Annotated in this window: 17 protein-coding genes, 5 pseudogenes and 1 other annotated feature; of the genes and pseudogenes, 15 read left to right on the plus strand and 7 right to left on the minus strand. The window is 56.6% G+C overall.

The genetic code is table 11. The features are described from left to right. Positions 1-6: 6 nt before the first annotated feature. A pseudogene (trpD, locus tag SGP1_RS33470) lies at positions 7-1,600 on the minus strand (bifunctional anthranilate synthase glutamate amidotransferase component TrpG/anthranilate phosphoribosyltransferase TrpD). Continuing rightward, positions 1,600-3,168, minus strand: coding sequence for an anthranilate synthase component 1 (locus tag SGP1_RS12335; RefSeq protein ID WP_011411222.1), 1,569 nt, complete (start codon positions 3,166-3,168; stop codon positions 1,600-1,602). The pseudogene trpD and the gene SGP1_RS12335 overlap by 1 nt, the downstream one beginning before the upstream one ends. Positions 3,169-3,197: 29 nt before the next feature. Continuing rightward, positions 3,198-3,301: a sequence feature (Trp leader region), on the minus strand. Positions 3,302-3,499: 198 nt separating this feature from the next. On the opposite strand from SGP1_RS12335, the gene rnm reads away from it, so the two are divergent. From rnm to rluB, 3 genes are all read left to right on the plus strand, one after another. Further along, positions 3,500-4,378 (plus strand): RNase RNM, encoded by an 879-nt coding sequence (gene rnm / locus SGP1_RS12340; RefSeq protein ID WP_050747614.1) that lies wholly within the window; start codon positions 3,500-3,502, stop codon positions 4,376-4,378. A 52-nt stretch (positions 4,379-4,430) separates the two neighbouring features. Beyond that, entirely contained in the window at positions 4,431-5,051 is a 621-nt protein-coding gene (locus tag SGP1_RS12345; protein ID WP_011411224.1) for an L-threonylcarbamoyladenylate synthase, read from the plus strand. Between the two features lie 487 nt (positions 5,052-5,538). Next, on the plus strand, positions 5,539-6,432 hold the full coding sequence (rluB, locus tag SGP1_RS12350; protein ID WP_011411225.1) for a 23S rRNA pseudouridine(2605) synthase RluB: 894 nt from the start codon (positions 5,539-5,541) through the stop codon (positions 6,430-6,432). A 224-nt stretch (positions 6,433-6,656) separates the two neighbouring features. On the opposite strand, the gene SGP1_RS27440 is transcribed toward rluB, so the two are convergent. After that, positions 6,657-6,842 (minus strand): cob(I)yrinic acid a,c-diamide adenosyltransferase, encoded by a 186-nt coding sequence (locus tag SGP1_RS27440; RefSeq protein ID WP_041866953.1) that lies wholly within the window; start codon positions 6,840-6,842, stop codon positions 6,657-6,659. A gap of 158 nt (positions 6,843-7,000) precedes the next feature. Here SGP1_RS27440 and sohB point away from each other — a divergent pair, with 158 nt between their 5' ends. After that, positions 7,001-8,047, plus strand: coding sequence for a protease SohB (gene sohB / locus SGP1_RS12360; protein WP_011411226.1), 1,047 nt, complete (start codon positions 7,001-7,003; stop codon positions 8,045-8,047). Between the two features lie 539 nt (positions 8,048-8,586). Here the strand turns inward: sohB and SGP1_RS12365 are convergent. Continuing rightward, positions 8,587-8,838: a YciN family protein gene (locus tag SGP1_RS12365; protein WP_011411227.1), complete on the minus strand. Its 252-nt coding sequence runs from the start codon at positions 8,836-8,838 to the stop codon at positions 8,587-8,589. A gap of 421 nt (positions 8,839-9,259) precedes the next feature. On the opposite strand from SGP1_RS12365, the gene topA reads away from it, so the two are divergent. The 3 genes and pseudogenes from topA to SGP1_RS35145 all read left to right on the plus strand — a co-directional run bounded on the left by topA (position 9,260) and on the right by SGP1_RS35145 (position 16,025). Beyond that, entirely contained in the window at positions 9,260-11,848 is a 2,589-nt protein-coding gene (gene topA / locus SGP1_RS12370) for a type I DNA topoisomerase (RefSeq protein ID WP_011411228.1), read from the plus strand. A 197-nt stretch (positions 11,849-12,045) separates the two neighbouring features. Further along, a complete protein-coding gene (gene cysB, locus SGP1_RS12375) occupies positions 12,046-13,020 on the plus strand; it encodes an HTH-type transcriptional regulator CysB (RefSeq protein ID WP_011411229.1) in 975 nt (324 codons plus the stop codon). Positions 13,021-13,495: 475 nt separating this feature from the next. Beyond that, positions 13,496-16,025 (plus strand): annotated as a pseudogene (locus SGP1_RS35145) (aconitate hydratase). 154 nt (positions 16,026-16,179) lie between these two features. On the opposite strand, the gene ribA reads toward SGP1_RS35145, so the two are convergent. After that, positions 16,180-16,779 (minus strand): GTP cyclohydrolase II, encoded by a 600-nt coding sequence (gene ribA, locus SGP1_RS12385; protein ID WP_011411230.1) that lies wholly within the window; start codon positions 16,777-16,779, stop codon positions 16,180-16,182. A 262-nt stretch (positions 16,780-17,041) separates the two neighbouring features. On the opposite strand from ribA, the gene pgpB reads away from it, so the two are divergent. The 5 genes from pgpB (at position 17,042) to yciH (ending at position 20,723) form a co-directional block, all read left to right on the plus strand. Beyond that, positions 17,042-17,797, plus strand: coding sequence for a phosphatidylglycerophosphatase B (pgpB, locus tag SGP1_RS12390; protein WP_011411231.1), 756 nt, complete (start codon positions 17,042-17,044; stop codon positions 17,795-17,797). A gap of 251 nt (positions 17,798-18,048) precedes the next feature. Continuing rightward, a complete protein-coding gene (locus SGP1_RS12395) occupies positions 18,049-18,366 on the plus strand; it encodes a LapA family protein (protein ID WP_011411232.1) in 318 nt (105 codons plus the stop codon). 6 nt (positions 18,367-18,372) lie between these two features. Beyond that, a complete protein-coding gene (lapB, locus tag SGP1_RS12400; protein ID WP_011411233.1) occupies positions 18,373-19,542 on the plus strand; it encodes a lipopolysaccharide assembly protein LapB in 1,170 nt (389 codons plus the stop codon). Positions 19,543-19,648: 106 nt separating this feature from the next. Next, on the plus strand, positions 19,649-20,407 hold the full coding sequence (gene pyrF / locus SGP1_RS12405; RefSeq protein WP_011411234.1) for an orotidine-5'-phosphate decarboxylase: 759 nt from the start codon (positions 19,649-19,651) through the stop codon (positions 20,405-20,407). A 10-nt stretch (positions 20,408-20,417) separates the two neighbouring features. After that, the gene (yciH, locus tag SGP1_RS12410) at positions 20,418-20,723 is read left to right on the plus strand and encodes a stress response translation initiation inhibitor YciH (protein WP_424141171.1); all 306 of its coding nucleotides are present in this window, start codon (positions 20,418-20,420) and stop codon (positions 20,721-20,723) included. Positions 20,724-20,791: 68 nt separating this feature from the next. On the opposite strand, the pseudogene SGP1_RS30775 reads toward yciH, so the two are convergent. Continuing rightward, positions 20,792-20,896, minus strand: a pseudogene (locus SGP1_RS30775) (osmotically-inducible lipoprotein B); the annotation flags it as partial. Positions 20,897-21,200: 304 nt separating this feature from the next. Here SGP1_RS30775 and SGP1_RS12420 point away from each other — a divergent pair. The 3 genes and pseudogenes from SGP1_RS12420 to SGP1_RS12430 all read left to right on the plus strand — a co-directional run bounded on the left by SGP1_RS12420 (position 21,201) and on the right by SGP1_RS12430 (position 23,720). Beyond that, positions 21,201-21,860 (plus strand): L-ribulose-5-phosphate 4-epimerase, encoded by a 660-nt coding sequence (locus SGP1_RS12420; RefSeq protein ID WP_011411235.1) that lies wholly within the window; start codon positions 21,201-21,203, stop codon positions 21,858-21,860. A 412-nt stretch (positions 21,861-22,272) separates the two neighbouring features. After that, positions 22,273-22,500, plus strand: a pseudogene (locus SGP1_RS12425) (2-keto-3-deoxygluconate permease); the annotation flags it as partial. 98 nt (positions 22,501-22,598) lie between these two features. Then, positions 22,599-23,720 (plus strand): annotated as a pseudogene (locus tag SGP1_RS12430) (IS256 family transposase). A gap of 28 nt (positions 23,721-23,748) precedes the next feature. On the opposite strand, the gene SGP1_RS36420 reads toward SGP1_RS12430, so the two are convergent. Next, entirely contained in the window at positions 23,749-23,844 is a 96-nt protein-coding gene (locus SGP1_RS36420) for a Flp family type IVb pilin (RefSeq protein WP_148203666.1), read from the minus strand. Positions 23,845-24,424: the final 580 nt, after the last annotated feature.

A 24,424-nucleotide genomic window follows, 5' to 3' on the forward strand; every position in this document is an offset into this window, starting at 1 on the left:
ACTTTTTTATCCTCTTGCTGCCAGTGCCATCACGCGCGCATAGGGGGCACCGCTGTGAATTTCCTCCAGCGCCCGATGGGTGTTGTCACGGAGATTTTCCTGCCCGAACAATTTGAGCAGCAGGGCCACGTTGGCGGCGACAGCGGATTCATGCGCGTGTTCACCTTTACCTTGTAACAAACGCGCCAAAATGTCACGGTTTTCTTCCGGCGATCCCCCCCGCAGCGCCTCTGCTGGCTGGGCTGACAGGCCAAAATCCGCCGCGTTCAGGGTGTAGTTCTCAATCGTCCCCTCGCGCAGCTCTGCCACGTGCGTCGGTGCATGGAGGGCTACTTCATCCATGTCGCCGCCGTGTACCACCGCGGCGCGTTGATAGCCCAACACGCGCAGTGTCTCGGCAATCGGCAGCACCAGTTCCGGGCTGTAGACGCCAATCAGCGCCAGCGGCGGTCGGGCCGGGTTGATTAGCGGACCCAGTACATTAAACAGGGTACAGGTTTTCAACAGTTGCCGCACCGGCATCGCGTGGCTAAAGCCGGAATGGTACTGTGGGGCGAACAGGAAACATATGCCCAGTTCATCCAACGCCTGGCGCGACAGCGCGGCCGGCATGTCCAGCCGGATGCCGAACGCCGCCAGCAGGTCGGAGGAACCCGAGCAGCTGGATACGCTACGGTTGCCGTGCTTGGCCACCCGGGCGCCGCAGCCGGCGGCGACGATAGCGCTGGCGGTAGAAATGTTGATGCTATTGCTGCCGTCGCCGCCGGTACCGACGATATCGGCAAAAGTATAATCAGGACGCGGAAACGGGCTGGCGTCGGCCAATAGCGCGCTGGCGGCACCGGCGATTTCCTCGGAGTATTCGCCGCGCACCTTCATGCTGATAAGCGCGGCCGCCAGCTGTTCCGGAGCCAGTTGCCCTTGAATGATGGCCCCGAACAGCTGCTGGCTTTGTTCGCGGCTGATACGCCCGCCCTGATAGAGATGTTCCAGTATCGCTTGCATGAAAAAGTCCTTCTGATTACGCCAGTGCCCAGGCGAGCGTCTGGTTTAACAAATGTGCTCCCTGGGTGGTTAAAATAGATTCAGGGTGAAACTGAAAGCCGCAGATCCGATCGGCATCATTGCGTACCGCCATCACCATGTCGTTAAAGTGGGCATTGACCGTGAGCGTTGCCGGCACTTGATTCCCGACCAGCGAATGATAGCGCGCCACTGGCAGCGGGTTCGGCAGACCGGCGAACATGCCCTGGTTATCGTGGCGGATGGGCGAGGCTTTACCGTGCAAAATCTCGCCCGCCTGGCCGACGTGGCCGCCGTAAGCTTCCACAATCGCCTGATGGCCCAGGCAGATGCCGATGATGGGTAACCTGCCACGCAACGTCGTGAGCAATGCTGGCATGCAGCCCGCCTGAGCGGGCGCACCGGGGCCTGGCGAGAGCATCAGGATCGGGTTTTCCATTTCGGACAGCGCCCGCGTGATGAGCGCGGCCGGTAGCCGGTTGCGGTAAATCACTACTCGGTGACCGTTGGCGCGCAGCTGATCCACCAGGTTATAGGTAAACGAGTCGATATTATCGAGTAACAGGATGTCGGCCATCAGAACAGCTCCTTTGCGTCGTGGGCGGTAGCAATGGCGCGCAAAACGGCACGCGCTTTGTTGCGGCTTTCGTCGGCTTCTGCCTGTGGAACGGAATCCAGTACCACGCCTGCGCCGGCCTGCACCGTGGCGATGCCGTCTTCGACGTAGGCGGAACGGATGACAATGCAGGTATCGAGCGCGCCGGCGGCGGTAAAATAGCCAATCGCGCCGCCGTAGCTGCCGCGGCGTTCGCCTTCTGCCTCGGCGATAAGCTGCATGGCGCGGACTTTCGGCGCCCCGCTCAAGGTGCCCATATTCATGCAGGCGCGGTAGGCGTGCAGTACGTCAAGATCGGCGCGCAGCTGGCCGACGACCCGAGAGACCAAATGCATCACGAAGGAGTAACGATCAACTTTGATCAAATCCGCCACGTAGCGGGTGCCCGGCTCGCAGATACGCGCCAGATCATTGCGCGCCAAATCCACCAGCATCAAATGTTCGGCCAGTTCTTTATGGTCGGCGCGCATTTCAAGTTCAATGCGGCTGTCGAGATCGGCATCCAACGTGCCGTTGGCGCGCTGTCCGCGTGGCCGGGTGCCGGCGATGGGGTAGATTTCAATCTGTCCGGTATCAGGGGCGTATTTCAGCAAGCTTTCCGGCGAGGCGCCAAACAGGGTGAACTCATTATCCTGCATAAAAAACATATACGGGCTGGGATTGCTTTTCTTCAAGGTATGGTAGGCGGCGAGCGCCGAAGGACAGGGGAGTGAGAAGCGCCGCGAAGGCACGACCTGGAAAATTTCCCCTTCGCGGATCGCCTGCTGCATCCGGCGTACGACCTGGCTGTACTCTTCGTCGCTCTGGCTGCAGGTCAATGTCATGGTGTCGATAACCTGATGCGGAATGGGCTCCGGCGCTTGGGTGAGCTGATGCTGCAATTGCTCAAGGCGGTGCTGCAACCGCTGCTTCTCCGACGGACTGGGGCTGAACAGGCTGCATTGCAGTGCGCAGCTTTGTTGCTGATGATCGAGGATCAACAGCGTTTCCGCCAGATAGAAGCAGTAATCGGGGCAGAGCTGTCCAGGACGCAGCGGCGGCAGAGATTCAAAGCCTGCAACGAGATCATAGGCGAATAGCCCGCCGACAAACATCGCTTTCAGCGCGTCCGGCGGCTGACCGACCAGCGTCAGGAGCAGGCGCAGGCAATCGAATACCGACAGCGAGCGCAGGCGGGCATCCTCATCCACGTCTTGTACCGACGGTGGGAAGGTTAATTCACGGCCATAGGGATGGGCGATGATCGTGACCTCCTCGGTTAAGGCGGCATCCAATAGCGGCAACAGCGCAGCGCCGTTGCCGCTCAGCGCCTGTAGCGTGACGGTCTGGCCAAGGGCGGTGATACGCAGCGCACTATCCACCACCATCATGCTTTCCAGATCATGCTTCTTATCGATCTCGGCCGATTCCAGCAATAGCGTCGCGGGCCGCGCGCCGCACAACTGATTGAACATGGCCGTCGTGTCGGGGCGGTAAGGGGTCTGCGCGTGCAGCAATTCTATCTGGTACTGACTGGTTGTGGTTGGCATTGGCATTATCTGTTTTCCTGATTGTCGTCCATAAAAAACCCGCTAACGCAGCGGGCTATTTGGGATCGTGCTCTGTCTGATGACAGCGACGCATGATTTCACCACCCGCTAAAGGGGGGCGCCACCAGCGAAGCATTACGGTTGAAAAGGTCATTATTTTGCGCGTCTCGAAGGCCGTTGTTGTACTGCGTACTAGTAAACTAGTTCAGAGATAAAAAGTCAACCACAATGGATGCTCACGAAAATAAATCCATTAGTTCGATTCAGCTCTGTTTACCGTTATCATGGAGGGCAATGAACACCACGGGGAGATCCCTTGACGGCACAACCGATGACGACAGCCTTACGCGTTATTTATGATCTGCACAGTCATACCACCTCCTCTGATGGCCTGCTCAAGCCGCGGGAACTGGTGGTGCGCGCCCATGGTATGGGGGTCGATGTCCTGGCGATAACTGATCATGATACCGTCGAGGGTATTGCCCCCGCCGAGGAGGCCATTGCCGCGCTTAATTTGCAGCTCAACCTGGTGGCGGGGGTGGAAATTTCCACCCTTTGGAAGCATCACGAAATCCATATCGTAGGATTGAACGTTGCGCCGCGTCACTCGGCGCTGACGACATTGCTGGCGTCGCAGCGTCTGCAGCGCCTGGCGCGCGCCATTGCAGAGCAGCTAGTCAAGGCGGGCATCCACGACGCCTGGCACGGAGCCCGGCAGCTGGCGCAAGACGATCTGGTGACCCGCGGCCATTTTGCGCGCTATCTGGTCAGCCTTGGCGTGACCACCAACGTCGCCAACGTCTTTAAAAAATATCTGTCGCGGGGGAAAACCGGCTATGTCCCACCACAGTGGTGTATAATAGAAGATGCGATTGAAGTGATCCACCTGGCAGGGGGACAGGCGGTAGTGGCCCACCCCGGGCGTTATCATCTGTCTGCCAAGTGGTTGAAACGGCTGCTGACGCATTTTACCGCCGGCGGCGATGCCATGGAAGTCGCGCGGTGCCAGCAGTCGCCGCAAGAGAGGAGTCAGCTTGCGGCCTATGCCCGTGATTATCGACTTCTCGCTTCACAAGGGTCCGATTTTCATCAACCCTGCGCCTGGATTGAGCTGGGTCGCAAACTGTGGCTGCCGGGAGGCATTGAGCCGGTATGGCGTGACTGGCCGGTGTTACCTGCCGCCAAACCTCCTGGAGCCGCAGAGGGATAAACCAGGCTGCCCGTAAGCTCTGCCGGCTGCCCTAATAAGGAGTGTTTGATTAATGAGTCAGTTTTTTACCCTTCACCCGGATAATCCGCAGCCGCGTCTGGTGAGCCAGGCGGTGGATCTGCTGCGCAAAGGCGCGGTCATTGTCTATCCCACCGACTCCGGCTATGCCTTGGGCTGCCAGCTTGAAGACAAAACGGCCATGGAGCGCATTTGCCGCATTCGCCAGTTGGATGGTCATCATAATTTTACCCTGGTATGCCGCGATCTTTCTGAATTATCCACCTATGCCCAGGTGGACAACCAGGCGTTCAGACTGATGAAAAATAACACCCCCGGTAAATATACCTTTATCCTTAAGGCTACCAAGGAAGTGCCGCGCCGGCTTATGAGCGACAAGCGTAAAACCATCGGCCTGCGCGTGCCGTCAAACCCTATCGCGCTCGCGCTGCTTGAGGTCTTGGATAAACCGATGATGTCCACGACCTTGATGCTGCCGGGCAATGATTTTGCCGAATCCGACCCGGAATCCATTTGTGATCACCTTGGTAAACAAGTCGATCTGGTTATCCACGGCGGCTTTCTCGGTCAGCAACCCACGACGGTCATCGATTTGACTGATCCAACGCCGCGGGTGGTGCGCCAGGGGGTTGGCGATGTCTCACCGTTTCTGTGAGCCACCCGCCACCCGGTGGCATATCATTGCACCGACGCGGTAGTCTGGCATGCCGTTGACCCTGAGCAAATAGACTTGACCCGCAGTGCGGCTAAAGCCTGTAGCACCAGAGCTGCCATGCGCTTGCATTGCGTTAAGGCAGTGCGGTGATGGCCTAACCCGCACTGCCGATTTGCCAAGGTGCGGCAACTGGGCCGGATCGGCGCTCGCCGTCCGGGGTGTGTCGAGCGTCGGCGTTCCAGGTTACGCCGCTCATCTTGAGAGCGCCTGCCGACAGCAGGATTGAGCTGTGCCGTTTGTTCGCCATCATGCTGCCCCTGTAGGCAAATACAGCCCCGTATCGACCGCCGTACCTGTGGGGGGCAGAATAAAGATTACAGGGGAAGGATAAATCTGTATAATAGCGCAAGTGTTTTTAGTTAATATTTTGATTTTAAATGTATTTTAATCCATTCGACGCCTGTGAAGGCGACATGTGAGGTTCGCCATGAGCGAAAGCGAAAAACTGCAAAAAGTCCTGGCCCGCTCCGGTCAGGGTTCCCGTCGCGAAATCGAAGCCGTAATCGAACAAGGCCGCGTCAGCGTTGACGGCAAAGTTGCCACACTTGGGGATCGCGTTGACGTCACCAGCACCACCAAAATCCGTATTGATGGGCGCATCATCGCCATCAAACCGGTGGAAGATGCCGTATGCCGCGTGCTGACCTATTACAAGCCGGAAGGAGAACTGTGTACGCGCCGCGATCCGGAAGGTCGGCCAACGGTGTTTGATCGCCTTCCGCGTCTCAATAATGCCCGTTGGGTGGCCGTTGGACGACTGGACATCAATACCTCGGGGCTGTTGTTATTCACCACAGACGGGGAACTGGCCAATCGCCTGATGCATCCCAGCTGTAAAATAGAGCGTGAATATGCCCTGCGCGTTTTTGGCGAAGTGGATGAGGATAAACAGCGTCAGTTGACCCGTGGCGTGCAGCTGGATGATGGCCCGGCGGCTTTCCGCAGTTTGACGTTCCAGGGCGGCGAAGGTCTCAACCAGTGGTACAATGTGACCTTGACGGAAGGGCGCAATCGCGAGGTGCGGCGCCTGTGGGAGGCGGTTGGGGTGCAGGTCAGTCGGCTTATCCGTGTGCGCTACGGCGACGTTACGCTGCCGAAAGGGCTGCCGCGCGGCGGCTGGACCGAACTGCCGCTTGAGCAGACCAACTACTTGCGCGAAAAAGTGCAGTTGCCGCTTGAATCGGTCACCAAACTGCCGGTCGAGCGCGATCGCCGCCGCCTGAAAGCGACGCAAATTCGCCGTGTGGTGAAGCGCAACAGTCAGAGAGCGCCATCGCGACGCGGTGGTCAAAGCATCAAACGTAATAACGGTGTAGGTTAACGGTGCCCGCGCACCGACTTAGGCTAGCGCCGGAACCTGTGCTAGCCTTAAGGCCGGGACCCATCGCCGCATGACCAATGCGCTTAAGCATTTTTCCCGGTTATCACGCCCAGAAGCGCGGGCGGGCAGCCCACGCGAGGTGGTGTCTAAGCGATCGTGTCACGTGGCGTCGTCAATGCGGTTTCGGCGCCTGACTTAAAAAAACGTCTGTCGACGTGACAGCGTCACCAATAAATTCCCTGCTGCGCCATGACGCCGGCATCTAAAGCGTGTTTCACCAGCCGGATCTCGCTGACGGTATACGCCATCTCCAGCAATGCTCGGTGGCAGCCCCGTCCGGCGATAATGTCTGCGCGATCCAAGAAGGCGGCGCGCGCGCCCTGCGCGGTGCCCGGTTGCCGGGAGATCACGGTTGCGAGCCCCGGTCCGACGCAGGCCGGCTCAGTTCGCCTTGGACGGGAAGCGGGCCTCTCGCCCTGGCGGCATTATTCTGATTTTTCAGGCGACGCGGCGCAGACTCTTGGCTAGAATAGTTGGCAACTGTTCTCATAATTAGCAAGGCGGCTTTATGGAATATTTTGCATTGTACGGACTTTTTCTGGCCAAAACCCTCACCGTAGTGCTGGCGATCGGCGCGCTATTAATAGTGGTGTTTGGTTTACGCCTGCGGACGCGCCAGCGTAAAGGACAGATTCAAATCGAGGATTTGGGCAAGCACTACCGCGAGAGACAGCGGGAGATGCAACTGGCACGGCTAGGCGAAGCCGAGAAGGGAGTATGGCACAAACGGCACAAAAAGCAGGATAAAGCCGAAGCCAAGCAGGCCAAACTTCTGGCGAATCGGGGGGATAATGTTGGGGCCCGTTCTTGCCTGTACGTGCTGGACTTTACCGGCAGTATGGACGCGGGAGAGGTGAGCTCGCTGCGCGAGGAAATTACCGCCGTGTTGTCGGTGGCTAAATCGGGGGATGAGGTATTGCTGCGGCTCGAAAGCCCCGGCGGCGTGGTGCACGGCTATGGCCTGGCGGCGTCACAGCTGCAGCGGTTGCGGGAAAAAGGCATTCCGCTTACCGTCGCGGTAGATAAGGTCGCCGCCAGCGGCGGTTATATGATGGCCTGCGTCGCGGACCGCATCGTCGCCGCCCCCTTTGCTATTATCGGCTCCATAGGCGTGGTCGCGCAGATCCCTAACTTCCACCGCCTGTTGAAACGTAATGATATTGATATGGAGCTGCATACCGCCGGCGCTTATAAGCGGACGCTGACACTGTTTGGCGAAAATTCCCCCGCCGGGCGTGAGAAGTTCCAGCAGGAGTTGAATGAGACACATCAGCTGTTTAAGTCCTTTGTCCAGCGTATGCGCCCTACGCTTGATGTCGACACCGTCGCTACCGGCGAGCATTGGTATGGCGAGCAGGCGCAACATTTGGGACTGGTGGACGCAATCGGCACCAGCGACGATTTGCTGATTGAACAGCTGGCGCGGCATGAGGTGATCAGCGTGCGCTTTAGCCGACCGAAATGCTGGATGAGTCGCTTTACCGACAGCGCCGCGTTAAGCCTGGAGCAGCGGCTTATGCGCTACTGGCAGCGCGCGCAGAAGCCGCTGCTGTAACGACAATCGGGCGTCAGCGGCCGCAAAACGGCGGCTATCGCGGCGACTCCTTAGAGGGCACAAAGCCGCTACTCTCGTGATGAGGGACAGCAAGCACCGCCAGCTGCTTGCCCTAGCGGAGCCGCGCAAGCGGCTAATGCCGCATGGCGACCGTCAAGGGGGGGTATGATGACCATAGTCTTTATATGGTCATAGGGACATAAGTTATTGCCGGAAAGAAGATAATCTTTGCGTCACGTTTCAGACCCTTTCATACAGAAATCCGGGTGGCCACCAGGTTGACCTGCTATCTAGTTAGTTTGCGCGCCGGCGGCGGGGCGGGTGACGCGTCGACCAGGTAGCGCCATACGCGTGCTGCTGCTCGACGAAGACGGACAGCAACGCGACTGGGTCAAGAGGGCTGACGTTTTCAGCCCGGCCTTTCACTTAATAACGCGCGCCGGCACGCAATCTAATCGGCATTGAACATTTATGTCCGCCGAACCCGTCGTTTGGCGCCGCTTGCAGCACAAACGGCGGAGTTGACCCGGCGCGCTAGATCAGTCTGCCAAATGATATTTTTCCGACAGGACATGGGCAAGATGCTTGAACATATTAAAGACGGCGGTTGTCTTTGGCGTGGGTATTCCTTGCTCATCAAGAAAAAACTCACCGCGAAAAACCAGCACCGGCCCTTTCTGTTCAACCTCGGTGGCTAGCATTCCCTGCATATAGTCTTCGTGCTCGCGAATTATCCGGTTCGCTTCTTCTAACAGACTTTTTCTGTCTATGGCGATGGTGAAGTTGTGCATATTTTTCACTCCTGTATTAACGCGTGCTCTATTGTAATACTCGGTTGTGTTTGTCGGCAAACCGACTAAGGTTTATTCGTTTAGATTGCGGTTTTGCTAATTGAGTAGCAGGTAAAACCATTTTTTCCCCCGCTTATTGGTTGCACCAGTTTTTTTATCATGTACAGTGTGGCCTTCCGCGCATCGGGTGGTTATTTTGTTACCGATTAGCGGGGAAATAAGCAGCGATCGCCTGCGCTTATTATAAAAATAAGCGGATTAACAAGAAGTTGACCAGGTGCTCTCCCGTTTGGGAAGTGCGACAAAAAACAGGTTGATTTTTGGCGTCGCTGCCGCAATATAAAAAAAGAGGTATGCCCAGCCAGGGTCTGGCGCTAAAAACTTCTTAATTGCAGAAGACATCACTCAGGTAAAGGTAAAAATGGGTAAAGCTCTCGTTATCGTTGAATCGCCGGCCAAAGCCAAAACGATTAATAAATATTTAGGCAAAGACTACGTGGTTAAGTCCAGCGTTGGTCACATCCGCGATTTGCCGACCAGCGGTTCAGCGAGTCAAAAGAGCACCGACGCCAGTAAAAAGAAAAAAGGCAAACCGGACGCGCAACTCGCATTGGTCAACCGGATGGGTATCGATCCTTACCATGGCTGGAAAGCCCGGTACGAGATTTTGCCCGGTAAAGAGAAAGTGGTGACCGAGCTGAAAGCGCTGGCGGAAAAAGCCGATCACATCTACCTCGCAACCGACCTTGACCGCGAAGGGGAGGCTATCGCCTGGCATCTGCGCGAAGTCATCGGCGGTGATGATAAACGTTTCAGCCGCGTTGTGTTCAACGAAATCACCCGCAACGCCATCACCCAGGCTTTTGAGCAGCCGGGCGAGCTGAATATTGACCGGGTCAATGCCCAGCAGGCGCGGCGTTTCATGGATCGCGTCGTGGGCTATATGGTATCGCCGCTGCTGTGGAAAAAAATTGCCCGTGGTCTGTCGGCTGGACGGGTCCAGTCGGTCGCGGTCCGCCTGGTTGTGGAACGCGAGCGGGAAATCAAAGCGTTTGTTCCCGAAGAGTATTGGGAACTGCATGCCGACCTGAAAACGGCGCAGGCAGCGCCGCTGGCGATGCAGGTGACGCATCAGCGGGAGAAACCTTTCAAGCCCGTTAATCAGCAGCAAATCCAGGCGGCGTTGGACGGGCTTGAAAATGCGGATTACGTGGTCAGCGATCGTGACGATAAACCGACCAGCAGCAAGCCGGGGGCGCCGTTCACCACATCGACGCTGCAACAGGCGGCCAGCACCCGCCTGGGCTATGGCGTTAAGAAAACCATGACGCTGGCGCAGCGCTTATATGAAGCCGGACATATCACGTATATGCGTACCGACTCCACCAACTTGAGTCAGGACGCGCTTAATATGGCTCGCGGCTACATCAGCGCATCTTTCGGCAGTCCCTACTTGCCGAAGCAGGCCAATGATTACGCCAGTAAAAATAACGCCCAGGAAGCACATGAGGCGATCCGTCCCTCCGACGTTAACGCCCTGGCGGAACAACTGAAAGACATGGAAGCCGATGTGCAGAAACTTTACCAGCTGATATGGCGTCAGTTTGTTGCCTGCCAAATGACGCCGGCGCAATATGATTCCACCACGCTTACCGTCACCGCCGGCGAGTTTCAACTGCGCGCCCGCGGCCGCACGTTACGTTTTGACGGCTGGACCAAAGTCATGCCAGCGCTGCGCAAAGGCGACGAAGACCGGACCCTGCCGGCGGTGGAAGCAGGCCAGACGCTTACGCTTATCAAATTGCTGCCCAGTCAGCATTTCACCAAACCGCCCGCCCGCTATAGTGAAGCCTCGCTGGTGAAAGAGCTGGAAAAGCGCGGGATTGGCCGGCCGTCGACCTATGTTTCCATCATCTCCACCATTCAGGATCGCGGCTATGTCCATGCGGAAAACCGCCGTTTTTATGCGGAAAAAATGGGGGAAATCGTCACCGATCGTCTGGAGGAAAACTTCCGCGAGCTGATGAATTACAATTTTACCGCCAAGATGGAGGATACCCTCGATCAGGTGGCCGCCAATCAGCAGGAGTGGAAACAGGTGCTTGATGCCTTCTTCCAGGAATTCAGTCAGCAGTTGGAAAACGCCGAAAAAGATCCGGAAGACGGCGGCATGCGGCCCAATCAGATGGTGATGGCTAGCATCAACTGCCCGGTCTGTGGCCGCAAGATGGGGATCCGTACCGCCAGCACCGGCGTGTTCCTAGGCTGTTCGGGCTATGCGCTGCCGCCGAAAGAACGCTGCAAAAATACCATCAATCTGATCCCGGAATCAGAGACCCTGAATGTGCTAGAGGGCGACGATGCGGAAACCAATGCCTTGCGCGCACGTCGCCGCTGCGGGAAATGCGGCACCGCCATGGACAGCTATGTTATCGACGGGCAGCGTAAACTCCACGTGTGCGGCAATAACCCGCTGTGCGACGGCTATGATATCGAACAGGGAGAGTTTCGTATCAAGGGCTATGACGGTCCGGTCGTGGAGTGTGAGAAATGCGGTGCCGATATGCACCTGAAACTGGGGCGTTTTGGCAAATACATGGCCTGCACCAACGACGACTGCAAGAACACCCGCAAAATCCTGCGCAATGGCGATGTGGCGCCGCCGAAGGAAGATCCGGTGCCACTGCCCGAGCTGCTGTGCGAGAAGTCGGATGCTTATTTTGTCCTGCGCGACGGTGCGGCGGGGGTATTTCTGGCCGCCAACACGTTCCCGAAATCCCGCGAGACCCGCGCGCCGCTGGTGGCCGAGTTGGCCCGCTTCCGCGATCGCCTGCCGGAAAATCTGCGCTATCTGGCCGACGCGCCCGTCAAGGATGACGAAGGCGATAGTACGTTAGTGCGCTTTAGCCGTAAAACCAAGCAACAATATGTCTCATCGGAAAAAGACGGCAAGGCCACCGGCTGGACCGCTTTCTACATTGATGGCGAATGGCAGGTGACGAAAAAGTAAAAGCCGCCAGCGTCACAGAGCCAACCTCGCGGTTGGCTTTTTTTAATTGATAATTAAGTGATATTAAGTGTTTTTTTATGATTAAATAGTATTAGTCATAACCAACGCTTTTAAGCGCTTTCGCAGAACCTGGTTCGTCCCCGGCCCGGCGGCCTATCGCCGTGCGTCAGGTTCACGGTATTCGTCAGGACAAGCCAATGAAATTGCAGCAACTTCGTTATATTGTGGAAGTGGTTAACCACAACCTGAATGTCTCCTCCACCGCCGAGGGGCTTTACACCTCTCAGCCCGGCATCAGTAAGCAGGTGCGGATGCTGGAGGATGAATTGGGCGTGCAGATTTTTGCCCGCAGCGGCAAGCATCTGACCAAGGTCACACCGGCGGGCCAGGAAATCATCCGCATAGCACGCGAGGTGCTGTCCAAGGTCGATGCCATCAAGGCGGTCGCAGGGGAACATACTTATCCTGATAGAGGGTCGCTGTACGTGGCGACCACCCATACACAGGCGTGCTATGCGTTGCCGGAGGTGATTAAAGGGTTTATCACGCGCTATCCACGGGTTTCACTGCATATGCATCAAGGCTCGCCTACCCAAATCGCCGAAGCGGTGTCAAAGGGGACGGCGGATTTCGCCATCGCTACCGAGGCTTTGCATCTGTATGACGATCTGGTGATGCTGCCCTGTTATGATTGGAATCGGGCCGTCGTGGTGTTGCCGGACCACCCGCTCGCCGGCAAGACATCGCTGTCTATAGAGGAGTTGGCGGTGTTTCCGCTGGTGACGTATACCTTTGGTTTTACCGGCCGCTCCGAGCTGGATACCGCCTTCAACCGCGCCGGCCTGACGCCGCGCATCGTGTTTACCGCCACCGATGCGGATGTCATAAAAACCTATGTGCGCATGGGACTGGGGGTTGGCGTTATCGCCAACATGGCGGTCAATAGCGAGGCGGATCCGGATTTGGTCAAAATCAATGCCGACGATCTGTTTGCCCAGAGCACCACTAAAATTGGTTTTCGTCGCAGCACCTTCCTGCGTAGCTATATGTATGATTTTATCCATCGCTTTGCCCCGCACCTGACCCGCGATGTGGTCGATATGGCGGTGGCGCTGCGCTCCAATGATGATATCGAAGCGATGTTCAAGGACATCAAGCTGCCCTTGAAGTAACCGTCCCCCGTAAGCGGCTTCCGTTCGCAACGCCCGGCGCTGGCCGCCGCGGCGCCGACTTGCCACTTTGGCGTGCAGCTAACCCGCACTGACTGCCCTGTTGGGGGTTATACCGGCGGCCGCGCATGATTCCCTTCTCTTTGCCGCTACCGTAGCTGTCTCTCAGAGTGGCGCTACGGCAGCCGCGAACGTGGCCTATCGTGGCCCCTGTCGCTGTCGCTGCCGCTGTTGAGCAAACGGACGGATCGACATCGCGGTTGCAGGTGCTGACGGGCGACTGCCGCTGCGGCCGCAATCAAGGGCGGCGAGCGTACAGGCGCGTCCCAGGCCATGCCGCCGCTGTATGTAGAGTTTTGCCAATCGCAGTAATAATCCACCTATATTATGAAAACGTTGCCATTTGTTTGTACTATCTTTAAATGATTACCTCAACCCGAATAGGGTTATGACAATAATGATTTTTTTGGGAGGAGTTATGTCGTCATCAATTAAAGAAGCAAGCAGGGATATGTTCACCGCACACCATAAAACCTACCATTTCTTCAGTCTGGCGCTGGCGGCAGAACATTTGGGGCCAGTGGAGAAGCTGCCCAAATCCATGAAAGTGCTGCTGGAAAATCTTCTGCTCCATCAAGATGACGTTATCGTCACCGAGGCGCACCTGCGCGACGTCGCGGGCTGGCTGAAAACCGCCCATGCGGAGGGGGAAATCGCCTATCGTCCCGCCCGGGTATTAATGCAGGACTTCACAGGGGTGCCGGCGGTAGTCGATCTGGCCGCCTATGGCAACGAGGATGCATATGCTGAAAACAATCATCTGGAAATGTCGCGCAATCGGGAACGTTACACTTTTCTGCGCTGGGGGCAAAACGCATTCAGCCGTTTCCGCGTGGTGCCGCCGGAGAACGGCATCTGTCATCAAGTCAATCTGAATACCTTGCCAAGACCGTCTGGAACGAAGAGCAGGGCGGACAATAAATCGCCTATCCGGATACGCTGGTCGGCACCGACTCCCACACCACGATGGTCAACGGACTGGGGGTATTGGGCTGGGGCGTCGGCGGGATAGAAGCGGAGGCAGCCATGCTCGGCCAACCGGTGTCGATGCTGATCCCGGACGTAGTAAGTTTTAAATTGACGGGTAAGCTTAACGAAGGCATCACCGCGACCTATTTGGTGCTGACCGTCACGCAAATGCTGCGGGCGCACGGCGTGGTTGGCAAGTTCGTCGAATTTTACGGCGACGGGCTGGATAAACTGCAGCTGGCGGCTCGGGCGACGATTGCCAACATGGCGCCGGAATATGGCGCGACCTGCGGTTTTTTTCCGGTGGACGCCATTACCCTCGACTATTTGCGTCTGACCGGACGCAGCGAGGAGCCGGTGTTTACCAGCACCCTAGAGCTTGATATGGAAAGCGTTGTGGCAAGCCTCGCTGGCCCGCGTCTCCCTCAGGATCGGATGGCGCTGCCGGCCGTGCCGGGGGCGTTTAAAGCCACTGATGAGCTGGCGTTGGGTAAACGCGCCGAACCAGTTGCGCAGCCGTTCGAGCTGGACGGTGAAACCTACCGTCTGGATCAGGGCGCGGTGGTTATCGCTGCCATTACTTCCTGTACCAATACGTCCAACGCCAACATTCTGATGGCCGCCGGGCTACTGGCGTGTAACACGGTCGATAAGGGTTTGCGTACCAAACCCTGGGTAAAAACCTCGCTAGCGCCGGGCTCTAAAGTGGTGACCGATTACCTTGCCGCGGCCGGTTTGACGCTGTACCTTAACCAGTTGGGCTTTAATCTGGTGGGCTACGGCTGTACCACCTGTATTGGCAACTCCGGCCCGCTCAAACCCAGTATCGAGGCGGCCATCAAGGCTGGCGATCTCACCGTCGGCGCTGTCTTGTCCGGCAACCGCAATTTCGAGGGGCGCATCCATCCGCTGGTGAAAACCAACTGGCTGTACTCGCCGCCGCTGGTAGTGGCTATGCGATGGCGGGCAATATGCTAATCAATGTCAGCGAGGATCCGCTGGGCAGCGGAACCGATGGCAAGCCGGTTTATTTGCGTGACATCTGGCCCACCTCGGAAGAAATTGCCGACGTGGTGACGCTGGTCAATAGCGATATGTTTCACAAAGAATAAGGGGAAGTGTTCACCGGCAACCGCGATTGGCGTTCTATCGCGGTCAATCGCGACCCGACCTACCATTGGCAACCAGATTCGACCAATATCCGCCTGACGCCGTTTTTCGAGGATATGCTGCATCAACCGAAACTGGTGGAAAATATCCACGGGGCGCGCATCCTGGTCATGCTGGGGGATTCGGTGACGACCGACCACATCTCGCCTGCGGGCAATATCAATGTAGACAGCCCCGCGGGGCGTTATTTGCACCAGTATGGCGTGAGCACAGAAGATTTTAACTCCTACGGGTCACGGCGCGGCAATCACGAAGTGATGATGCGCAGTACTTTCGCCAATATCCGTATTCGCAATGAAATGGTACCCGATATTGAAGGGGGCTATACCTGCCATGTCCCTTCCGGTGAAGCGCTGGCAATTTACGACACCGCCATGCGTTATGCCGCCCAGCAGGTGCCGTTGGCGATTATCGCCGGTAAAGAATACGGCTCCGGCTCCAGCCGCGATTGGGCGGCGAAGGGACCGAGACTTTTGGGTATCCGGGTGGTGATTGCCGAGAGCTTTGAGCGCATCCACCGCTCCAATCTTATCGGCATGGGCATCCTGCTGCTGGAATTCCCGCACGGCGAAACCCGCAAGACGTTAGGCTTAAGCGGCGATGAGACAATTGACATACCCGATCTGGCGGCGCTGAAACCCGGCTGCGACGTGCCGGTGATTTTTACCTGGACCGAAGGCCACAGCTGCACTATCGATGCGCTGTGCCGTATCGATACAGGCAATGAGCTGACCTATTACCGTCACGACGGCATCTTGCACTATGTCATTCGCAATATGCTAAATGAACCGGTGGGGGATCCGGCCTGACGTCGGGCGCCGGGTGCGGTGATGATCCCGGGTAACCCGGGCCGCCGGATGGCTGAACCGATATAAGAGGACGAACTGTCGAAACGGGCGGGGCCGCGCCGACAGGACCTCATACAGCCTGGCCGCGCAGGGGGAGCAATGATCCGACCGGCACTTATTCGGCGGGGCCGTTAAGCAAATGCCCCATTTTGGCGGCCTTGGTATCTAGATAGCGGGCGTTTTTGGGGTTGCGGCCCACTATTAGCGGCACCCGCTCGCTGATATGGATGCCTGCCTCGGTCAAAATCTCGACCTTTTTGGGATTGTTGGTCAACAGACGTACCGTTTCAACGCCCAGCAGTTTGAACATATCGGCGCACAGGGTGAAATCCCGCTCGTCGGCGGCAAAGCCCAGCTGATGGTTGGCCTCGACCGTATCGGCGCCTTTGTCCTGCAGGGCGTAGGCGCGAATCTTGTTCAACAGGCCGATATTACGGCCTTCCTGACGATGGTAGAGCAAAATACCGCGGCCTTCTTCGGCGATGTGGCTGAGCGCCGCCTCCAGTTGAAAGCCGCAATCGCAGCGCAGGCTGAACAGAGCATCGCCAGTGAGGCATTCGGAATGGACACGCGCCAGCACCGGCGCCGGCCCGGTGATATCGCCGTACACCAGCGCCAGATGGTCGTGCCCGGTGGCGATTTCCTCGAATCCCACCATCAGGAAATCATCCCAGGGTGTCGGCAGTTTGGCTTCTGCCACACGTTTAAGCTGCATGTTGCTCTCCAAAACCTAAGAATGACGCGCATCCTACTGCTTGGCGCGCCGTTTGACCAGCACCAGCACATGAAGGCGCGCCGATCGGAATCCTCTCTGGATGCTATTTTGCCATAAATTTACCCTATGACGGGATGTTTTGCGGTCAACTGGCGACAAAATGTGCAACCAACACGCCGTCTGCCATTGTTTAAGGCACTTTCTGTTAAGCTTGCTTGCGGCCGTCGCGCACCCTGACGGCTATCCGGATAAGGGAAGTTAAATGGTTGAAATTGCAAAACGCACCGGCATGGGCGCGCTGCTGCTGATGGTCTTGCCGCTACTGCTCTGGGCCAGCGGCTGGCAGTGGCAGCCGGAAAATGATTATCGCTGGCTAAAAGGGTGGTACTGGCTGACACAAACCGTCACCTCGCCGTGGAGCACCCTGACTAGCGCACTGCTGATAAGCTGGTTTCTCTGGTGCTTGCGTTATCGTCTCAAGCCGGCTCTGGTGCTGGCGGCGATATTGACCGCGACGTTACTTATCGGCCAAGGCATGAAATCGTTCATCAAAGAACGGGTGCAGGAACCCAGGCCCTACGTGGTGTGGTTGGAAAAGCATTATGCGATCGACGATAGGGCGTTTTACGCGATGCCGCGCAAAGCGCGCAGTGCGGCGGTGGCGCGGGAACTGAAAGAGCAGCAGGTGATTCCGCCCTGGCTGCAGAAGCATTGGCGGGCTGAAACCGGTTTTTCGTTTCCCTCGGGCCACACAATTTTCGCCGCCAGTTGGGCGTTACTGGCCGTGGGATTGCTCTGGCCGCGTCTGCACAGGGTCTCCACCGTGGTGCTGATGGTTTGGGCCAGCGGCTTGATGGTCAGCCGCATGGCGCTCGGTATGCACTGGCCGTGGGATGTGGTCATGGGCGTTGCCGTCAGTTGGTTGGTGATAACCCTTGGCTGCTGGCTGGTGCAGCGCTGGATAGGCGCACTGACACCGACGCCGGAAGAAGCGCCGGATATCCGCTCTCGCGGTTGAGGGGCCAAGCGTTCCTTGCGTTTGACCAGCAAAGAGAAAAGCACCGCCGGCGGTTGGGTTTTCCCTGCGGCGGCCCTATAGTAATTATTCAGCGTGCGCAGGTATCGCCGCCGCGACGAAGCGCGCCGCCGGAAGGCAGTATGGTTTATCGCAGGGGAAAATTTCCTTCATTACCGGGGAAATGGTAATTTAACTGTGTCAGATGAGCTAAACGTCTGAACATACGACTAACACGGCTTGCAGGAAATCATGTGAAATATATTCTGATAATTTTGCTGGTGCTGGTGATTTTTATCATCTCCGTTACCTTTGGCGCGCACAACGATCAGGTGGTGACCTTCAACTACCTTCTGGCGCAGAGTCAATTTCGTGTGTCGACCTTACTCACCTCGTTGTTCTCTGCCGGCTTCGTCATCGGCTGGGTCATCTGTGGCTTGTTCTGGCTGCGCACGCGCGTGGCGCTGATGCGGGCCGAACGCAAGGTGAAACGCTTGGAACAGCAGCTTGCGCCGCTGAAAACGACGACCAAAGCGCCCGCCGGGGTACCTGCCGTTGCGCCTAAGGAATAACGTATTATGTTAGAACTGCTGTTTCTGTTGCTGCCCGTGGCCGCCGCCTATGGCTGGTATATGGGGCGCAGGAGCGCGCAGCAGGATAAACAGCAGGAAGCTAATCGTCTTTCCCGGGAGTACGTCGCCGGGGTGAATTTCCTGCTGTCCAACCAGCAGGATAAGGCGGTGGACCTGTTCCTCGATATGTTGAAGGAGGACAGCAACGCCTTTGAGGCGCACCTGACTCTGGGTAATTTGTTCCGTTCCCGCGGCGAAGTCGATCGCGCCATCCGCATTCACCAGGCATTGATGGAGAGCACGTCGTTAACCTTTGAACAGCGGTTGCTGGCCATCCAGCAACTGGGCCGCGATTATATGGCGGCCGGTTTTTACGATCGCTCTGAAGATATGTTTAGCCAGTTGGTGAACGAAGATGATTTCCGGGTGGGCGCATTGAGTCTGCTGTTGCAGATCCATCAGGCGACCAGCGAATGGTCGAAGGCGATAGACGTCGCGGAAAAACTGGTCAAGCTCGGCAAAGAGCAGCACCGGGTGGAAATAGCCCATTTTTACTGCGAGCTGGCCCTCCAGGTGATGGGCAGTGACGATATGGATCGCGCTGTCGCGCTGCTGAAAAAAGGGGCGGCCGCGGACAAAAACAGCGCGCGGGTGTCCATCATGCGCGCTAGAATCTACATGGCGCAGCAAGATTATGCGGGCGCGGTCGGCGAACTGACGCGGGTGTTGGATCAGGATCGCGAAATGGTCAGCGAAACGCTGCCGATGCTGCAGGAATGTTATCAGGAGTTGAATCAACCCGCCCAATGGGCGGAATTTCTTAAACGCTGCGTGGAAGAAGACACCGGCTCGGCGGCGGAACTGCTGTTGACCGATATTATTGAGCGCGAACAGGGGCCAGAGGTGGCGCATGGCTATATCAACCAGCAATTGCGCCAGCATCCGACGATGCGCATGTTTCACCGGCTGATGAATTTTCACCTCAGCGAGGCGGAAGACGGTCGCGCCAAAGAGAGTCTGCAGACGCTGCGCGATATGGTCGGCGAACAGATCCACACCAAACCTCGCTACCGCTGCCAGAAATGCGGTTTCACCTCCCACAGCCTGTATTGGCATTGCCCGTCGTGTAAATCCTGGGCCTCGGTCAAGCCCATACGCGGTCTGGACGGCCAATAATCCCGGTAAACAGGCGCCGCCAGGGCTGGGCTTTTGCGCCGCCGGCGGGTAAAATGGCCTGATGCTAACGGGCCTGCGCTAGCGGACCGCCAACCAGAGATGTTTCATGACGCGCACGATTTTATCTTCCTCTTCTTCTTTATCCCCGCAACAGGCGGGCTCGCCGGTGATTGTGGCGCTGGATTATGCCGATGCCCGCCAGGCGTTGGCGTTTGCCGACCGTGTGGCGCCGTCCCAATGCCGGCTAAAAATCGGCAAAGAAATGTTTACCCAAGCGGGACCGGCGCTGGTGCGCGACCTGCAGCAGCGCGGTTTCGAGGTTTTTCTAGACCTGAAATTCCACGATATCCCCAATACGGTGGCCAAAGCGGTCAGCGCGGCGGCGGAACTGGGGGTATGGATGGTCAATGTACACGCCAGCGGCGGTGAACGCATGATGGCGGCGGCGCGGGAAGCGCTAGTGCCGTTCGGGGCTGACGCGCCCGTGCTCATCGCCGTCACGGTGCTCACCAGTATGAATGATGAGGATCTGCGGGGGATAGGTATTGCCGGCAGCGCTTCTGACCACGCCGTGCGTCTTGCCATACTGGCGCAAGCGTGCGGCCTGGATGGCGTGGTGTGTTCCGCCTGGGAAGCCGCGCGGCTGAAAACCGACTGCGGCGCGGGTTTCGCGCTGGTGACGCCGGGGATCCGCCCCACCGGCAGCGACGCGGGGGACCAACGCCGGGTGATGACGCCGCTGCAGGCGCAGCAGGTGGGCGTGGACTATATGGTGATCGGACGTCCTATTACCCAGGCCGCCGATCCCGCTGCCACCCTGGCGGCGATTTTGCAGGAACTGCAACCCGGAGGCGCCGATGTCTGATGCAAACTGACTGGTGTATTCCACCGGCGGCGGGCGCATAAAAGCGGACGAGATGCCCGCGCTGCGAGCGTCAGGAGACGGCATTGTGCGCCTGCAGAGGCAAACCAGCGGTCGAAAAGGCAAAGGCGTGTGTCTGATTACCGGCCTCGATTGGGATGACGCGGCGTTACAGTCGCTTGCCAGCGAGCTGAAAAAGAAATGCGGCACCGGCGGGGCAGTGAAAGACGGCGTTATTGAGATTCAGGGCGATAAACGCGATATGTTAAAACAGCTTTTAGAAGCGAGGGGTCTGAAGGTCAAGCTGGCGGGCGGTTAAAGGGACCATTACCGCCAAACCGCGTTAGATGACGGTGTGGCGGCGGCAAGCGTAACGGACAACGGGCATCAATCCACCTGATGGCCAATAATCCCGCCGACGGCGCCGCCGCCGATAGTACCAAGACTACTACTGTGGGTCAGGACCGAGCCGCCGATAGCCGCCAGCGCCGCGGCGGCCATGCGTTTAGAGGTTGAGCTCATCATCACGTTCTTCATTTCCAGCTGTTATATTGAATTACCTTGAAATAATTATAGACTTATTCGCAATATTTAGCGCTTAAAAAAATCTGTAAATAATCAATTATTTACATGTTTTTCAAAGGTTAAATAATCCGAAATTTTCCTTCTGATTTCTGGCTGACACGTTTCCCAGCGTCCCAATAGCAGAACCACGCTCGATCTTCAGCCGGTTTACCCATACCGGACCCGCACGCCGGACCGGATAATAGTCTTATCTTGGGATAAGGAGAACACCATGCTAAACAGTCTGAAACAACAGGTGTTGGAAGCGAATCTGGCGCTGCCGCAGCATCAGCTGGTTACCTTTATCTGGGGTAATGTCAGCGCAGTCGATCGGGAAAACGGCCTGATGGTTATTAAACCGTCCGGCGTCGACTATATGGCGAGCGGCCGGCGGGTGGAAGGCTGGCAGAAACCTTCATCCGATAGCGACACCCATCGTGCCCTTTATCTGGCGTTCGAGGCGCTGGGCGGTATTGTCCACACCCATTCCCGTCATGCCACCATCTGGGTGCAGGCGGGGCGGGATATTCCCGCCTGGGGCACGACGCATGCCGACTATTTCTATGGCGCGGTCCCCTGTACCTGTCCGATGACCGAAGCCGAAATCAACGGACGTTACGAATGGGAAACCGGTCAGGTTATTGTGGAGACCTTTCGACATCGGGAACTCGATCCGGCGGCGGTGCCGGCAGTGCTGGTTAATGCCCACGGACCTTTCGCTTGGGGCAGTGATGCGGCGAATGCGGTGCACAATGCCGTGGTGTTGGAAGAAATCGCCTACATGGGGATTTTTTCTCGCCAGCTCAGTCCGGAGCTGCCGGCGATACAGCGCAGCCTGCTGGTGAAATACTATTTGCGCAAGCACGGCAAAGACGCCTATTACGGTCAATAACCAGCCCCTCCAGGGGGTCACGCTCGCATGCCGGCGTTTTCGCGACCCTCAGGTTGCTCGCGCGCCGGGCTTTGCGCCGAACGGCGCGGTTGCTTTTACTATCCCACGACGATGCGCCTTCCCATGCAGTGCGGTGTGGCCCCACAGAAGCCGCCCATTAGCGAATATGTCGCTCCGACCGGGCGGTCATAGGCCGTTGTCACAGGATAGCGCCAAGCGTGTGCGCCGCCTCGCGTTTCTATTAAAATTACGTGTTTTAAAAAGGGAAGAATCATTTTAATTTTTCAGACGATCACTGTTTGACCCCGTATTTGCTGCTAGTTTATGCCTACATTTCCCCCGTACCCGGGGGACCCGGCCAGCGACTGGCCCTAGCGCCTCAGGGCGGTCTTTGAGATAAGGTGGCAGCAAAATGCAAATTAAACGCGCTATCGATAAAATTCCAGGCAGTATGATGCTCATTCCGCTGTTCCTCGGGGCCCTGTGCCATACATTTTCGCCAGGCGCCGGCGCCTACTTTGGTTCTTTCACTAATGGGCTGATTACCGGCACTGTGCCGATTCTGGCTATCTGGTTTTTTTGCATGTGTGCATCCATCAAGCTGAGCGCCACCGATACGGTACTGCGTAAATCCGGCACGGAGTTATGCTCATTTCTGGTGTATGAGGTTTCGGAGAGGGTGGCGTATCCTGCTGATTGATTCCGTGGATGATTTCAACAACAGAGAGATGATACGCCATGAAAAAGTCTACCCTACAGGTGTCTCCGCAGAACCAGATATTACCGGTGAGCCCTTACATGAACTCATCCGTCATGGTGCCAGACAACTGATGGCCGCCGTCGTTGAGGCTGAGCTCGAAGCCATGCTGAACGCCGTCTTGACGATGGGCGTCATGCCGTCGTCCGTAACGGTTATTTGCCACAGCGTTCAACAGCGCGTTGCTGCCATGGCTGTATCTGTGAGGCATATCCACCGGTGATTTTCATGAAGCCCTGGGGGCGCTACTCGGTGAAAAAGTCCATGGCCTCTCCGCGAGTACCATCAGCAGACTGAAACAGCAATGGCTTGAAGTGCACAGGCAATGGTGCCTGCGTGATTTAAGCGATACGCGCTACGTTTATTTCTGGGCTGATGGCATATACAGCCATGTCAGGCAAGATGATCGCCTTTGCCTACTGGTCAGTATCGGCGTCACTGAGCATGGACGTCAGGAGCTGGTTGCGGTCGAAGAGGGTTATCGAGAATCAGAAGCAAACTGGGCCGAACTTCTCAATGGCTTGCAAGCAGGTGGCCTAACCGTATCTCCCAAGCTGGCTACGGGAGACGGTGCCCTTGGTTTTTGGAATGCAATGGCAAAGATATTCCCAGACACGCAGTACCAACGCTGTTGGGTGCACAAAACGGCTAATGTGTTAGCTTCACTCCCCAAAGCCATGCAACCGAAAGTTAAGGCTGAGCTTCGGGAGATCTGGCTAGCAGAAAGCCGCGATGCCGCTAATGACGCTTTTGATGTTTTGTTGGCAAGGTTTTCAGCGAAGTATCCTGCAGCGATGAAGAAGCTGGAGAAAGATCGAGAAGAACTGCTGGCATTCTACGACTTCCCGTCAGAGCACTGGGCATCAATAAGAACGACAAAGCCGATTGAATCGGCTTTTGCGACTGTGAGGCTACGAAGCAGACGCGTAAAAAAGTGTGGTTCGAGAGAAACCACCCTGTCAATGGTATTTAAGCTGCTCCAGTCTGCTCAGAAAAGCTGGAACCGGCTAAGAGGATTTGACCTGCTGACCCTGGTGGTAAACAACGTCCAATTTCAGGATGGAGAACAGATTCACGAAGCATCAGAGCAGAACGTAGCCTGATCGCCATACACCAAATTTGATAATAACTCTAGTATATGCTTCTAACTAACGCCACAATCAATACTGCCATCCCTACCCCAAGCATAGCATATTCGATGGTGGTGACGCCGCGTTGATCTTTGATAAACTAACGATAGCGTGCAGTGAAACCGGTTAGTACTTTTTTCCTTCGTTGCTGACAACATTTTCTGTTCCATCTTTTTTCAATATAGCTTTAAAAAAGGTAATCGCTTCCTTAATAGCAAGCTGATTCCGTGTGACAACCTTGAATGTTACCCGCCAGCTATAGCCTGACGGACGGTTACCTGTAGTAATCTTTCGTAACCTCATCTCGGCTGAGGCCATCATTTCTATCGTGATAATGCTTAGTTGTCCTCATTGCGGCCTCAGATTTTCTCAAAGTTGCATCATTATTTATCAAGTAGGAAAAAAAGTAAAAATGAGTGTCGTCAGCCAGCACATCGCCAGAACGGCCAGGAGAGAAACAAAAATATCTCAGCTACGGCATTGGTACCAGTCACACATCGCCGTTTTAAGTTGTTTGGCTAATTTGGTGGTTGGTTTTGTGTGAGCGGGTGACAGAGGCCTGGTGCTGGTATATTTTTTTCCTTTTCTTCGCACGTGAGGGGGGGCGGCAGAGAGTGGTCAGTCAACTTACTGACCACCGATTCTTGGCTTTGTTGAATAAATAAGAACTTGTGACT

The organism is Sodalis glossinidius str. 'morsitans', assembly GCF_000010085.1.
Classification (GTDB): domain Bacteria; phylum Pseudomonadota; class Gammaproteobacteria; order Enterobacterales; family Enterobacteriaceae; genus Sodalis; species Sodalis glossinidius.

Bases quoted from the DNA above. Each gene is read 5' to 3' on its own strand.
- sohB (WP_011411226.1), top strand. From the start codon at position 7,001: ATGGAATATTTTGCATTGTACGGACTTTTTCTGGCCAAAACCCTCACC.
- cysB (WP_011411229.1), top strand. From the start codon at position 12,046: ATGAAATTGCAGCAACTTCGTTATATTGTGGAAGTGGTTAACCACAAC.
- pgpB (WP_011411231.1), top strand. From the start codon at position 17,042: ATGGTTGAAATTGCAAAACGCACCGGCATGGGCGCGCTGCTGCTGATG.
- pyrF (WP_011411234.1), top strand. From the start codon at position 19,649: ATGACGCGCACGATTTTATCTTCCTCTTCTTCTTTATCCCCGCAACAG.
- rnm (WP_050747614.1), top strand. From the start codon at position 3,500: ATGACGACAGCCTTACGCGTTATTTATGATCTGCACAGTCATACCACC.
- topA (WP_011411228.1), top strand. From the start codon at position 9,260: ATGGGTAAAGCTCTCGTTATCGTTGAATCGCCGGCCAAAGCCAAAACG.
- SGP1_RS12335 (WP_011411222.1), bottom strand. From the start codon at position 3,168: ATGCCAACCACAACCAGTCAGTACCAGATAGAATTGCTGCACGCGCAG.
- rluB (WP_011411225.1), top strand. From the start codon at position 5,539: ATGAGCGAAAGCGAAAAACTGCAAAAAGTCCTGGCCCGCTCCGGTCAG.
- SGP1_RS12345 (WP_011411224.1), top strand. From the start codon at position 4,431: ATGAGTCAGTTTTTTACCCTTCACCCGGATAATCCGCAGCCGCGTCTG.
- SGP1_RS12420 (WP_011411235.1), top strand. From the start codon at position 21,201: ATGCTAAACAGTCTGAAACAACAGGTGTTGGAAGCGAATCTGGCGCTG.
- SGP1_RS12365 (WP_011411227.1), bottom strand. From the start codon at position 8,838: ATGCACAACTTCACCATCGCCATAGACAGAAAAAGTCTGTTAGAAGAA.
- lapB (WP_011411233.1), top strand. From the start codon at position 18,373: ATGTTAGAACTGCTGTTTCTGTTGCTGCCCGTGGCCGCCGCCTATGGC.
- ribA (WP_011411230.1), bottom strand. From the start codon at position 16,779: ATGCAGCTTAAACGTGTGGCAGAAGCCAAACTGCCGACACCCTGGGAT.